Origin of the sequence: uncultured Ruminococcus sp. (assembly GCF_947301925.1) — a bacterium.
GTDB lineage: Bacteria > Bacillota > Clostridia > Oscillospirales > Ruminococcaceae > Ruminococcus.
Genome location: NZ_CAMYUE010000002.1, coordinates 518,049 through 532,103 on the forward strand (window position 1 = coordinate 518,049; position 14,055 = coordinate 532,103).

Here is a 14,055-nt window from a genome sequence, read left to right on the forward strand (position 1 = left end):
ATCACACCTCTGTTTCGCTTTGCGTATAGTATATTTCGAGTATTTCGGCGGGAGAAAGTTTTTTACTGATATATACCATATCAAGCCCCGCTGTTCTGTTCAACTCAATGAAACCTTCCTGACGTAATCTGTCAAGGTATTCGTTTATCATGTTTCTGTCAAGGTTGAATATTTTGCCAACATTATTATCTTGGGTAAGCAGCGTATCAATATCGACACTTATCTTATCATCCGGAAGATTTACCGTCATAACATATAAAACAGCAAGTCTGTCAAGTTTGCTGTAAAGCGGACGAGTTTTCATATAGCTACTTCTTTCTGAACCTCTGGCAATAAGTCCTAACTCGGAAAAAGGCGATGTAAGGTTTTCTTCCGGATCAGTGATGGTTTCTTCTGACGAAGTATACATTTTTAGTAATACACCACAATCAGAATCTATTGAATTATAAAGGCTATTTCCTTTGTCATAGATCTTGTTACACTCATCTACAAGCTTGTCAACCATCGCATTCTTTGTGAAGTCAGTAACATTAAACCGATTGAAGAACAAGCTCCACACAGTATTGAACTCAATATCTGCTGTAATGTAAAAATGAATGATCCATAACGTGAAAATATCCTCAAAGTACGGATCATGCTTTTTAACGACTTCACCGAAATACTGTGTTGGTACAAGACTATGCTTGGCGTTCTTTTCTCTCTTTTCTTCAACAAGATGAGAAGCAAGAAGCCAATATTTTATTGACTTCACCATTTTGCTGCCGACTCCGAGATTGTCCATGGCTGTTTCCTCGGAAAAGACATACTTGTTTTCTTCAAGCGCAAAAATACCTTTAGCAAGCCAGCCCTCACGTATGCTAAAAGACTCATTGCCTTTTATCTTGTATTTCAATTCATTAGTGCTCATTTTCCTTTATAGTCCTTTCCTCGTGGAAGTAAGACACGACGCATATAACAGCCACCTTGATAATGCGTGATACATTCAGTGCATCGAACACATTTGTTGCTGTCGATACGGTAAATATAATCGCTGATAGTATTCGGAACCTTTTCAAGTGTTATAGCTCCGTGTTTGCAGGCAGTCTCGCAAGCGTGGCAACCAGTGCAAAGCTGGAATTTTGTGATCTGTGATTTGAATTTCAGCTCTATTTCAACAGTTTTGGTTCTCTTGGCAATCGGTCTTTTAAGAATTGTGATTCTCAGATTTTTCGAGCCGATTCGTCCTTGTAGTTTCAATAAGGGTTCATTGGTTTTGAAGTCAAGGACAAACACTTCTCCCAACCGCTTGTTCCCCATATCAAAATTTAGTATTCCGAACGGTTTGAAGAATTCATAAAGCTGTTCGGAAATCGGTTTATTCAGTTCATAGTTGAAACTGCTTTCATCTGTGGCACATGGTTTGAATTCAATAGCAACATTTTTACTACGGTCAATACCTGCACCGCCTGATCTTGCTTTCCAACCACCATTAATGACATACTCCATAGGATCAGTCTTACCCATTTTAACAGCGAAATCATAGATTATTTTTGTAAACTTATCATTAAGTTCAGGGTAGTAAACAGAAAGAAGGAACTGAGACCACCGGCTGTTATTAGGACAACACCAGCAGCCTACTCGTGAATAACCAAGACGGTAAGCGCCGTTAAAATCTATTCCGGTAGATAAGATATATAGCCAAATATCATAATCAAGCCAATCTATTATAGGAGAAGTGACTTTTTGTTTACTAATCTTAGGGCTATCCTCCTCACGGTTGTAATTACTTCTGCTTTTAGACTCATTTCTCCTGATTCCGTAAAAAGTACGAATAGTTTTTTTGTTCTTAAACGTGCTGTCTATTCTCTTACTTATGAAACCTGTTTTAAAGATTGTACAGCACCAGCGCAGCATTCTGCTTGGTGGCCCAAATTCCTGACAAAGTTCAAAGAAGTCCTGTTGGTCGTTCCTTGATGTAAGCATCGGCGTTTTACGGTTTTCCTGCTTGAAACGCTTAACATATTCAATGGTATCTGGAAGTTCGAGAGTAGTATCACCAAAAATATGGATAATGCTCGGATTGCTCAGTGCCGTTCTAACTAAATGACTGGTAACAGTAGAGTCCTTGCCTCCTGAGAAAGAAACAAACATAGAGGTCGAATCATACCCTTCAGAGGCTTTTTCAATATAGTTCATAGCCTCTGAAGCAATATCATCATACCTGATCTTATTTGCTTCTATATACGATTTTATGTTTTTTTCAAAGAATGAATAGTTGTTTTCAGTTTTATGTTCAGCTATCATCTTTCTTATTTTTTCTGGATTTTCTTCTGTGAGACTCTCAATACTAAATTTTATTTTTTTACCATTGACATAATAGATTCCGTTTGAATTCCATACAGAACAGTTGTAGTATTTCATAGGTTCACCTAAAACGGATTCTATTAGAAGCCGTTCTTCGGGGAACACTGGACGTGCATCTGTTGCAAAATAAATTCCTTTATTCCCACATTTTGGACATATTTCATGATAAGTCGGCACATTGCACTTCTCACACCAAAAAAGTTTAGAGGTTAAAGATGTTCTGTTTCCACAAATATCACATTCAGATTTAGCTGTTATGATGTTGCATTTTTTGCACAGGTACGTAATCATCCCGCCGCTCCTTTATGGTAATATTGCACATTTTTTCACTAAAAAAATTCGTTTAGATATATTAATTATACCACTTTTGGGCACAATCGTCAATAGAAATTCAAAATATAATTAGCTGTTTGTCAGGCTTGAATATATTATTCAAACTTCATATCTCCCACCTCAGATTTTATTCCAAGCTCACGTTTCTTACGCTGTATAGCCTGCATGAGTTTTCTATCGGTGCGAGATATGTTCTTACGGCTGCGGCTGTTATCATCTTCTATTATTCGTCCAAGGTTGGTGAGCAGACTCACTATGCTATTTGCTAATACAGTGCTATTGTTATTGTCAGAATGATTCATAAGCTCCTGAGCATAATGATTACCACTTTCGGCAGACATAGTTAGCCACCTTATTGCCTCAGCCTTATTCTTTTCAACATCTCCATTCCCAAATAAATACACCTTCCCAAGCAGATATGAGCACAAGCCATTGTTGTCTGCGTTCTCTTTCAGGAGCTGTATTGCATTTTCAGTATCATGAAATTCGTTATCATCAAGGAGTATCTTTGCGTAAGCGTAAGCGGCATAAGGTCTGACATCCTTATTTTTACAAGCCTTTCCCAGTAGCCGAATCGCTGCAGATAGATTCTTTCGCTCATCAGTCATATACAGTTTGGCGAGAGTATACATAGCATACTCGTTGTCAACCGAGGCTTGTCTCAGATATTTCTCGGCTTTATTAAAATTCCTGTATACGATATCACCTTTGAGATAAATCTTTCCGAGCATATATGCTGACATGGTATCACCATTCTCAGCAAGCTCTGTTAGTGTCTTTATACCTTTGGATATATCTTGTTCTTCATAAGTGCTATCAATATATTTATGTGCCTGTTTTCGTTTTAGGGTTATTTCTTTAGTTGCAGTATCTGGAAAAATAACTGATTCTTTGGACTGTGCAGTTTTCTCAATATGCACATCATCCTGTATCTCAATGAACTCAGGCTCCGCTAATACCGCCTGAGCATTATCCATTCTCATGACAGTTCTGATGATCATATTCCTGACAGACCTGAACTCTTTGTTATCAATAAGAGCTGGAAATCTTTTATCCTTTTGTGTGAACATTCTATACTTAGCCTTTTCAAATTCGCACCACTTATCATACAGCTTTTGAATATCTTCATTCTGTGATAGCAGAAAAAAGATATCATCTACTGTCTGCTTGATCTCTTTAGGGAGATATCCATACACCTTCTTTCCGCCGATGCTTTGCAGTTGAGCATTTAATTCCCTGACCTTTGTAACAAGCCTTTCATCAACAAATCCGCTTCCGATCTGAGATAATATTTCACTCATCTGATCTTCGGACAGTGCTTTCAGTTCATCACGGGTAAGAGTTTGCTCCTGATAAATGCTTTTCATATCTTCATGAAAAATATCGTTTGCAAAAGCTGAACGTATTGCAGCCATACCTTCTTTTGTAAGGTATCCTTGTCTCGGATCCGCAGAATACACTATGAGATGTATATGTGGATGATGAGTAGTATCATGGAAAGCCGCATACCACTTCATATTTGCAAGCGGAATATTCTGTGCCTTTGATATATCGTCAATGTGACGCTTCACAAGCTCACGCCACATATCAGAATTTGTATAGCCAAGCCGCACTGCGTCCTCACGACGTAGTGAGACTACATGAGTCCATACATATCCGGGATGCTCTGCGACTTCATTTGCAACCGCATTCAGGTCAATAGGCTCATCACTTCCATTGAATAATCCATGTTCGCCATGTCTTTCTGCTCCTGGTCTCATCGCCATATATCCCACGAAGTTCCTTCTGTTACCGATAACATCAGCATGACGTTCTATGATAGTTGAAATGAGTTCAGAAGCGTTTTCTGATGAAGGATTCTTAGTGTAATCTGTATATTCAAGGTACTGCTTCACCATTGGGAACTCTTTAATCAGTTCCGCTATGAGCTGCTTTTGATTTGCAGTTGTTTTACCTGTATTCTGCGGACGCTTTTCCACTGACTCACGGGTAGCAATGTACTTTGTAAAATTCCTGCGCTTTGTTTTACCACGCTTGCCGCTTTTTAGATAGCGGCTTGAAACAATTAATTGAGCTATACTCTCACCTCCATGATATATGTATAGCGCTGTATCATACAGCGCTTTTATTTATTCCTCACTCCGCTGATATCTCACAGCACTTTCAAAGTTTATTATACCGTTTATGCGTCTGACCTCGTCCGTGACCATATCACGAAGTTTGAAAAGAGTTGTGTCATCAATATCATTGATAGCAGCAAGCATATGTGTCTGCACCCCTACCTCTACAGCCAACTTGAATATGGCACGAGATAATCTCTGCTCTGTTCCTTTTATAATTCCGTCAACTATCGTACCTACCTGCGGTGCAAGATATTCAATGAGTTCAGGCTTGTTCTGCATAAGGTGAGCACAATAAAAACGTATAGCCTTTTCCATAAATTCAGTTTTTGTAGGACAACAGTCAGCCTTGTACAGACTATTAACTGTTTTCATTGTCTCCGGATAGATGTACAGCGGAAACTTGATTTTAGAGGCGGTGACTCCATCAAAATTTTCCGAATCACTGCCGTTTTTCTTTCCTTTTGTATTATTTGACTCCAAGATTTTTCACCAACTTTCATTTTGACTCCAATCGTTAAATTCTGAAAAGCTCGAAAATGCGGTCGGCTTTGCCGGTCCGCTGTGGAATGGCTGGCGCTTTGACGCCAGCCTTTTACCTGCAACCCAGAAACCACCCTCGGAAGCTCTCCAAAACCGCTGTTTCAGACCGCCGCCAAAACCACCCGAAAACGGCTCGGCACTCCCAAGGTGGTATCCTTTCCCGACCGTGCCGCACAAAATCGCACACAGCGCATTCTCGTGCGACACGGGGCGAGTTACTCTTCGGGCTTTGGTCCGGTTATTATAGACTTGCGAGGTCTGCGTATCTGCTGCTTTGCTGTCAGTTCGATGTACTCTCTGACGTTCTGCGGCACAACCTTGGTATATATCTGCTCGACCTGCTTATCGAGCTCCGCCGCAAGTGTCGTGTTCTTCTGCTCGAGATACATCTCTATCGCAGACAGCTTTTCTTCGGGTATCTGTACTGTTATTGATCTTTTCATGTCATACCTCCCATGCTCATTTCCTCAGACTCATCTTCTGTCTCGGACTCGTCCTCGGTTAACTTCTCTGCTTCTTCCATTGTCTCAGGCTCAGCACTCAGCGTAGTATAGAGCTTCTGACCTTTGCCTGAGAGTACACCGTACTCAGTAAGCTCTCCATGCTTACGACTGAGCACCTGCTTTCCGAAGTCGTCCATGTCACAGTTCTCCAGAATGAACCAGTCGAAGTTCGTCGGGAAGACTCGGCAGGCATACACCTTTCCGTACTGACTCTCGTCCTGAACCATCGGATCGAAGTCGTATTCGTTCAGGCAGTCGATAGCTTTTCTTGCTCCAGAGAAGGTCTGGACATTCTCTGCCTCCATGACTGCTTTCAGCTTCACCATCTGTGCCTTGCTCATACAAGTCATCTGCTCGGAGAGTGCTATCATGTCCTCGACCCAGTATGCTTCGTAGTAGGCTGCATCGGTGATGTTCGGAAGTACCGACTCCACCTCTGTGATGTACATCTGCTCCGGAGTTGAGTTGTGTTCGACTGAGTATTCTCTTAGCCTACGTATATCCTCGGGCAAGTTGAACCACTGTGCCTGGTCAGTAGTAGTTGCTGACGGAGATACCAGAACTCTGAAAAATCTCTTGTCAGGCACCTCTATCGTGAGGGATATATCAGGTTTCTCATAGCTGTCAGGCATACAATAATAGCCGTCAACGAATATACCGTTATCTCTTTCTGCAAGTAATTTACCGACTTTTTCATAGTCCAATAGTCCTATGACGGCATCGGAGCATTCCTCGATCTCAGGCAGGATTTCATTTTCAACAGCTATCTCACCAAGCTCGGCATAGTTCTTCGCCGGATACACAGGGACACAGTCGATGCCATAGGTCATCGCTATCATATCGTCAATGCTGCTGTCGGGATTTCTCATAAGCACACTCTTGAAGCCTGCTTTCTGATGATCCTCGAGCCGCTGAAAACGGTCTGCGAATACATTCAGCTTATAAATATCCGCCTTGTGCCACTTATCAAGTACGTTGGCAGGCAGGTCGACCATATCGTAATTTGAGAACTTGTACTCGATCTCTCTGCCGCTCTGTACGTTCATCCTGTCGAGGATATCCTGCACATGAATCGCAGATACAGGCAGTCCCCAACGGACTTCCATGTCTCCATATCTAAGTGTTACTGTCATGTGTTCATCTCCATTCCTATTTTTTCTTCTTCAGTTATATCCTCAGATAGAGCCTGTTCCAGCAACTCGCGCTCATAGCAGAAGCAGTAACAGTCGTAGTCTCCGGGTTGCGGCTTACACCGCAGGTAGTAGGTATGCTCATCCGTCTGAACCTTGTATCCGTTGCCACGACTGCCGAGATCCAAGGACGGATTCTCTCGGATAAATTTACCCATTTCTGTCCTGTCCTTGAGCAGTCCCTGTCGGAGCTCCTTCGTTATCTCATTGAACTCTGTTATGAATTCATCATCGTTCAGCTCGCTTGTAGTTCCGAACCATGATCCATAGAACTGTCTTCCCGTTCCAAAGTCGAACCGCATATGACCGATCTTAGATGCCTTTATTTCTTCTTCGTCGCAGGCGTAGAAGAGCTTTTCTTCACTCTTGTCTGCCGCTGTAATTGATATTTTCATATTCTCAACCTCCTGTAGTTGTTTCAGTAGTCGCTTCTGTCGTTGGCTCCTGAAGCTCATTAATCCTGTCCTGTACCTCCTGCGGATATGTCACCGCATCGAACGTACACCATGAAGTCCAGCCTCCCTCTGTGAGGCTCTGGCGCTGAACGCCGCCCATAGCAGAGGAGAAAACAACCTCACCGCCGCCGACATACACGCCGAACTCGCTGCCGTTAAAAACTCCCACACCTTTCACATCAGGCATCGTATCGAGGCTGCCTTGCTCGGTATAGTACAAGTCGATAGTGTCGGAAGTGAACACCTTATTCTCCGTATCATACCTGACGTATCCCATGATAAGACCGACATTATCAGCACAGCGCAGTCTGTTCTCTCCGGTCCTTTCACCGAAGCAATTGTCAGCATACTGCCATTCAGACATATATGCATTCTCTGCCCAGGCTGCAAGGTCGGCAGCATTTTTGGTGGCACTGTCTGTAAAAATATGAGGATCAATAGTTGCATTCATCACAAAAGTATAGGTCCTCATGAACTCATTGTAGTCAATGCTCAGTCCGTAATTCTGATTGATGCTGTCGATGAGTATCTCATCATTGGGTGCAGAATAAAAAAGATGAGCGTAGAAGTTTGCATTGAAACCTTCTACTTCATCGAAGTATGACATATATATGAGCTGCGCCTTTATGGTCTGATTTGGTATGCCAAGTGCTGTCAGCTCTGCTTCAATTGCATCACCTGCGGACTGTATTTCAGACATCCGCTCCTGCTGCTCTGGAGATAACTGCTCTATGAATGCACTTTCATTGAAGGTATTTCGGTCTATCTCCGGTGGTTCTATTTCTACATTACTCAAGGTGTAAATGGCAATTATAGGGGCCGCAAGCAGGAGCAGAAAGCCGACAACTATACTGCCGATAAATATCAGCACCTTATCTCTGGTCTTTTTATCGGCAAGTATCTTCGCCAGCAATATCAACACTTTTTCCATTTGCCGCCTCCTTACTGCATCTGCATTCCTGAGTCCTCGTTAAGTTCATAGTCAGAATACTCATCCTTCTTGTCATACATCTCCGATACCATATCGCTGAACTGCTCCTTAACAGCTATATTGGTCGGATCGTTGAGAGCGGTTATTCTGTCGACCAGTATCTCCAGCGGAGCCTTGAACTGCAGCAGATATTCCGCTTCATCCTCTGTGAATGAGTCTTGGATATTATCCTTTACGAATCGGGCAGCAGATATTTCATCGGCTTTCTCTATGAGTTCTTCGTGACTCAGGTTCAGCCATTCGGCATATTTGTTATTGTATTCTTCTTTGATAACAGACTCGAGTTTATTGATCACATTCTCCATTTAGATTTTCTCCCTTCTGCAAAAAAAAGGAGACCGCTTTCGCAGTCTCCGCATTGTTTATTCCATTTTCATTCCGTAGCTCTCAGCTACATCTTCTTCAACATCTCCCTCAGTAGAAGAGATGTCATATTTGTTTGTATGACTCATCGCCATGCTTGCGACAGTTTCTATCCTGTTTCTGACCTCGGCAGCAATAGTCTTCGCACGTTCAGTATCAATATACCGAGCTGCCTTATCACCGCTGAACACTTCGATTATCTCATCCTCGATGCCGTCGAGCTTTGAAGCATCGAACCATTCAAGGGAGGATACAAGTTTTAACTGCTCGCCGTGTGTCTTCTTGAACGGCTTACAAATTATGTTATTCCGTGCTATTTGAGCTGTATTCCGGTTATACCACAGTGACGTTCCACTGTCGAATATAGGAGCTGCTCCCTGCCATTCAAGTGTATTGGCATCACGCAGAAGTCCGAAGTTATTAAAGTGCCTGTCCTCGTTTGCTATGATGTAATCAAGTACTATCATTTTGTCAAGATCCGGAACAATGTCAATACCAAGCTCCTGACAGATATTAACGTAGTAAAGATATTCGTTTTCATGGTTGGCCTTCGGTCTGAGATGCATTACACGCCACGCACTTATCAGTTCGGTGTCCTTTGTGACAAAATCCTCGCACACGCTGTACGGCTCATCATTTATCCACGTTACTGAATACGGAATATGATCTATTCCGAGCCTATCCATTATCCTTGAGGCGATGACTTCATTGAATGGCTGCTGCATAAGTAGGTTGGAGCCTGATTTGAGAAGACAGCGCTTTCCGTCAATTATCTTCCAACGCTTTTTCAGATTACCGTCAGAAGTATTATCTGGCGACAGAAAATCGAATCCAGCATTCTTATCACTTGTGCCGAAAAGAACATCGCCTATATCATCTGAGAAGTCGTTGTCAAAGAAATTTACATTTTCCCAGGTCATATCGCTTCCGTAAGGCTTTATCCAGTAATGATCAGATAAACTCAGACCGAGACATTTCGTAAGAAGCAGCTTAGAATTATATACACCGAGCTTTTCCAAAGCATCCTCAACGCCCATTCTACTTGCTGGAATTGACCTGCCTGCCCACCATTGATTCAATGCATAACGGTCAATACTTTCGCTGTGATGAAGCGGATGCACAACACCGATTGGTAGATGCTCTTTTGCTGATATATTATCAATTACGCTAATACCGCCAATAGCCTCATCTATTTCAACATCTGCAACAGCTATATTCTTATGCATAAGTGTATATTTCAACGCTCTCACCTCGCTTTTTTACCATTATACCACACCTCTATATCAAAATCAAGCTTTATCTTCCACCAGCCGAGCCGAAAAGAACCGCCTTGTATTTCGGTGCCTTGACCATGAGCAGATACCTCTCATTGCCACAGCGGTAGAGGCAGGTACCTCTCTCCGGAAACCTGATCAGCTCATATTCCGCAGGCTCAAGCTGAAGTGTGTCTATGAATTCCTCAGCCTTTATGTTGCCGGGGTTGAACAGGAAGTGGTGAGTCGGGATACTGAACAGCGGCTTTGTCAGCTCCCTTATCTCAGGCTGCAGGAAGTCCTCGAGGTTCTGCGATGCGAGAATAAATGCCGATTCCTTCTTGCGACAGCGTTTCATACCGTTTCTGATGTACTCGATAGCTGTCCTGTTGTAGAGGAAAAGGTATGCCTCATCGATAGCCGCTATAGAATTTCCCTTGCCAAGTATCTGGTCGTTCATATACGACAGAATATTGAAGAGCAGAGTATCTCTCAGCTTTTTGTTGGTATCCATAATACCCTTGACTCCAAAGCATACGAAATCGCCGCTGCGAATATTTGTGTGACCGTTGAAGTATTTGGATTCGGCACCCTTGCACATAGAGTAAAGCCCGAGGCAGATATTCTGAAGCGTATCCTCGGTATAGATGTACTTCACCTCGGGGTCGAAGCTCCTGTACTCCTTTTCGCAGAGCTCATATAAGTCGTCCATAAGAGGATAGTCATCGCCTGTAAGTGTATCAAGGTCTGTGGTATCGTCAATACCGAAACGTGCATACAGCCTTATGAGCATAAGCTCAATGGTATCTATCTCCGCATCGGTAAAATCCTTGTATGCCCTGAAAAAATCCTTGAGATATGAGATGTGCTGACTGAGCTTTGATATCTTTCTGAACGCCTCCGGTTCGTCCTTATTCCCTTTATCACCGTCAGTCCACGACTTTGGTTCAAGCGGATTTATCATATATTCACCGCTCATCATATCAATGTAGGTGCCGCCAAGGTTGTCGCAGAGGTCGTGGTACTCCTGTTCTGGATCAAGTACAAGGATATTCTTGCCTGATTCCCGGAGATTGCAGAGCAGGAGCTTCATCAGGTACGACTTACCCTGACCGCTGTTTCCAAGGATAAGGATATTGCTGTTGGTCTTGTCCTCGGTACGCCTATCGAAGTCCACAAGCACATTACTTCCGTACTTATCTCTGCCAAGGTAGAAGCCATGTTCATCAGTTTTGCCGCTGTAATTCAGGGGATAGAGGTTAGCCACTGCACTGGCAGGAAGTATTCGCTCGTACTGACCTCCGAACATATTCATTCCGCTCGGAAGCACGGACAGGAAGCCTTCTTTCTGTCGGAGGATAAGTCTGTCTACTGATATCTTCGCTCTTGTGAGCTCCATTCTTGTATCGTTCTGGAGCTCCCTCAGCTTATCATCACTATCTGCTTTCAGCTCAATAAAAACGGAGCAGTGAAGGAGAGGTTCCTTGTTTCGGTTCATGTCACTTACGAGCTCAACTATGTCATTGATGTTGTCCTGAGCCTTTATGCTCTCGTTGACGTTATTGACAGTAGTCATCATATGATTCTTGCGCATAGCCTGCTGTACTATTTTATCCTGTTCAATGCTGTCTACCAGCCTGTTGTAAATACGCAGTGTCACACCATTCTTATCTGCCAGATGTGCCAGTATTGCAAGCTGCTCCGTTGTGGGCGGATACTCCGTTATTACCCATACGGATTTATAATAATTACCGCAGATATAGTGGTCAGTGTAGAATTTGACTGCTCCCGGTACTATGCGGTCGAAGTAGCTCTTTACACTCATTTCTTCCTTCTGCTCGGCAGTCAGTTCCTTAGTTCTTTTCTTCATTTCCAGTTACCTCCTTCAGATAGTTTTCACCCTCGATATCGGGTATCTCATCTCCGATAATGCTTGCACCGAAGTACAGTGCCAGCATTCTCTTGATCTCAGCTTTATCCATACGCTTTACCGAGAATCCATGCTCGGAGATGTTTTTCTGCACCTGTGATATGATACCGAATATCTGCTCAGGTTTCTCACGTCTGAATCTTACTGCGAACATGAAGCGTCTCGCTGAAGACATTTCCAGCTGTATCTCGTCAAGAAAGTCATGATCCGCCTGAAGCAGTTCTCTTACCGCAGGATTTTCTTCTTTCTGTAATCGCTCTTTGACGTACCATTTGTTGCCGTCGAAACGCTCTGCACTGTCCATGGCAATTATTTCAAGGTCAGGTATCATCGACAACACTATTGTCAGGTCATGGACCTTTATCTCGATATTTGCCGATGACAATACAGAGATATTTGTCGGCTCGACGGCGAAGAATACTATCTCCGCCTTATCAGTTTTTATGCCGTAATTAGTAAAGCGTTCAAGGCCGATGAGGTCCTGAACGCCATTTCTTTTATTCTTTGCCATTATTACGCTCCTTCCAGCGGTACTCCTGCTGACTGAGCAAGAAATATTTAACCGCATTTACTATATAGTCAAGCACCGACATATCGTCTGCTCTGAGGCTTATGAGTGCAAAGCAGACCGTCACCGCCGCAGGTATCACATTCCAGAAATTAGCGAACACCGCTACTGAAATGATGATGCCTGCACAAATAATGATGAAGTCCCTTACCGACCAGAACCACAGTTTTACTGTAGCTCTGAGGTTTTCGGGGTATATATACGTTTTCATTTGGCACCTCCTTATGTCGCAACCTTGGATGCACTCTTTATGAGACCTACAGCTCTTGAACCCATATTGACCGCATGACCTACCGCCATTACGTTAACTCTTGTTGAGGTATCAAGTCCGTACATCTGAGCTATACGAGGAACTTCGTTAGCGGATAAGCATATTCCTGCCGCCAGTATCGGGTGATTGGGACAGGTCAGCAGTCCGAGAAATAATATTGTTGTCTGCAGGAAAGCTGTGAGGCAGGTAGCTATGACCTGCTTGCACCAGTTTACAAATCCGTCGGTATATCCTCTCGGTACGCTGAACATATACAGACTGCCTACCGCTATCTGACACAGCAGGATACCGCCTCTCTTGATATTTGCAAATACCACCTTTATGGTGCAGTATCCGAAAAGTATTATGAAAAACAGACTTGAAAGCGATACGTCAGCTCTTAGAGCTTCCAACGCCTCCATTCCCGCACTTGTAAGAGTTGCACTTCTGTTTTGTATCAGTGCTCCAACAAGGTCATTGGCAAAGGTGTGCTGCAGAGATACGCAGAATGAATACAGCCGCTGCGGTACTACAGTCAGGAGACTACAAGCAAAGAAACCTTTCAGCACATTAAGACAAGTGTCCTTTATATTCGCATGACCGTTTTCATAGGCTATAGCCGTATCGAACACAGCAACTACCATTCCTGTGATAAACAGTATCCAACCGATATTATGGAACAGTGTCAGGAATGCCTGTATCCAGCCGAGCTGAAACAGGTCTGTCGTTGACTCGTTGATAAAGTTAAAAATGTCCGCTATGCCGTCATATACAAGCATAAAAAGCCAGTCGAACATTACATCGAATATCGCTCGGGCTGCTTCGCTTGTAACAACGCCGACCGTGTTGTCCCATAGCGACGAGATACCGTCACCGATCCAGTCTATGGCATCGCCGATCCAATCAAACATTATCGTCCACCTCCTTCGAAACATCCGTCAGCCTGTAGAGGTTTGAGCTTGAACCTCCGTTGTTGCGAAGTCTCGGCTGCTTCTCTATGAGACCCTTTTCAAGGAGCTCATGGAGAGCCCTGAATACTGTTCTTCGGCTAAGGCTCAGGTCCTGAGCTATTGTCTTGGCAGACGGAAAGCATTCTCCTTTCTTATTCGACCTGTCGCAGAGGTAGCAGTATACAGTAACTGCTCTGTGCGGCAGACTTAAGTCATATATTCGTCTTTCAACATTCAAATGATCAACTCCTCTTTTCTGTCTT

At 43.3% G+C, this 14,055-nt stretch carries 15 protein-coding genes; all 15 read right to left on the reverse strand.

Annotated elements, in window-relative coordinates; genetic code table 11:
* Position 1 precedes the first annotated feature (1 nt).
* Positions 2-907, reverse strand: a complete 906-nt coding sequence (locus Q0Y65_RS05670) for a DUF4007 family protein (RefSeq protein WP_297958057.1) — start codon at positions 905-907, stop codon at positions 2-4.
* Entirely contained in the window at positions 904-2,634 is a 1,731-nt protein-coding gene (locus Q0Y65_RS05675) for a phosphoadenosine phosphosulfate reductase family protein (RefSeq protein WP_297958058.1), read from the reverse strand. The genes Q0Y65_RS05670 and Q0Y65_RS05675 overlap by 4 nt, the downstream gene beginning before the upstream one ends.
* Positions 2,635-2,771: 137 nt before the next feature.
* The gene (gene mobP3 / locus Q0Y65_RS05680; protein ID WP_363293522.1) at positions 2,772-4,805 is read right to left on the reverse strand and encodes a MobP3 family relaxase; all 2,034 of its coding nucleotides are present in this window, start codon (positions 4,803-4,805) and stop codon (positions 2,772-2,774) included.
* Entirely contained in the window at positions 4,806-5,279 is a 474-nt protein-coding gene (locus tag Q0Y65_RS05685; RefSeq protein WP_297958059.1) for a hypothetical protein, read from the reverse strand.
* A gap of 275 nt (positions 5,280-5,554) precedes the next feature.
* Positions 5,555-5,782 (reverse strand): DUF6103 family protein, encoded by a 228-nt coding sequence (locus Q0Y65_RS05690; RefSeq protein ID WP_297958061.1) that lies wholly within the window; start codon positions 5,780-5,782, stop codon positions 5,555-5,557.
* Entirely contained in the window at positions 5,779-6,975 is a 1,197-nt protein-coding gene (locus Q0Y65_RS05695; RefSeq protein WP_297958063.1) for an antirestriction protein ArdA, read from the reverse strand. Before Q0Y65_RS05695 ends, Q0Y65_RS05690 begins: the two co-directional genes overlap by 4 nt.
* Positions 6,972-7,427 carry a hypothetical protein gene (locus Q0Y65_RS05700; RefSeq protein ID WP_297958065.1) on the reverse strand — a complete coding sequence of 152 codons (456 nt, stop codon included), beginning with the start codon at positions 7,425-7,427 and terminating at the stop codon, positions 6,972-6,974. Before Q0Y65_RS05700 ends, Q0Y65_RS05695 begins: the two co-directional genes overlap by 4 nt.
* A gap of 4 nt (positions 7,428-7,431) precedes the next feature.
* Entirely contained in the window at positions 7,432-8,418 is a 987-nt protein-coding gene (locus Q0Y65_RS05705; RefSeq protein ID WP_297958066.1) for a hypothetical protein, read from the reverse strand.
* Positions 8,419-8,429: 11 nt separating this feature from the next.
* The gene (locus Q0Y65_RS05710) at positions 8,430-8,783 is read right to left on the reverse strand and encodes a hypothetical protein (RefSeq protein ID WP_297958068.1); all 354 of its coding nucleotides are present in this window, start codon (positions 8,781-8,783) and stop codon (positions 8,430-8,432) included.
* Positions 8,784-8,840: 57 nt separating this feature from the next.
* A complete protein-coding gene (locus Q0Y65_RS05715; protein WP_297958069.1) occupies positions 8,841-10,091 on the reverse strand; it encodes a HipA domain-containing protein in 1,251 nt (416 codons plus the stop codon).
* 46 nt (positions 10,092-10,137) lie between these two features.
* Positions 10,138-11,964: a VirB4 family type IV secretion system protein gene (locus Q0Y65_RS05720; protein WP_297958071.1), complete on the reverse strand. Its 1,827-nt coding sequence runs from the start codon at positions 11,962-11,964 to the stop codon at positions 10,138-10,140.
* Complete coding sequence (locus Q0Y65_RS05725) at positions 11,948-12,535, reverse strand: hypothetical protein (RefSeq protein ID WP_297958073.1); 588 nt, start codon at positions 12,533-12,535, stop codon at positions 11,948-11,950. The genes Q0Y65_RS05720 and Q0Y65_RS05725 overlap by 17 nt, the downstream gene beginning before the upstream one ends.
* On the reverse strand, positions 12,522-12,803 hold the full coding sequence (locus tag Q0Y65_RS05730; RefSeq protein ID WP_297958074.1) for a hypothetical protein: 282 nt from the start codon (positions 12,801-12,803) through the stop codon (positions 12,522-12,524). The genes Q0Y65_RS05725 and Q0Y65_RS05730 overlap by 14 nt, the downstream gene beginning before the upstream one ends.
* 11 nt (positions 12,804-12,814) lie before the next feature.
* Positions 12,815-13,753 carry a conjugal transfer protein TrbL family protein gene (locus tag Q0Y65_RS05735; RefSeq protein ID WP_297958075.1) on the reverse strand — a complete coding sequence of 313 codons (939 nt, stop codon included), beginning with the start codon at positions 13,751-13,753 and terminating at the stop codon, positions 12,815-12,817.
* A partial coding sequence (locus tag Q0Y65_RS05740; RefSeq protein ID WP_363293517.1) for a helix-turn-helix domain-containing protein occupies positions 13,746-14,055 on the reverse strand: 310 nt, incomplete at its 5' end. The genes Q0Y65_RS05735 and Q0Y65_RS05740, both read right to left, overlap by 8 nt.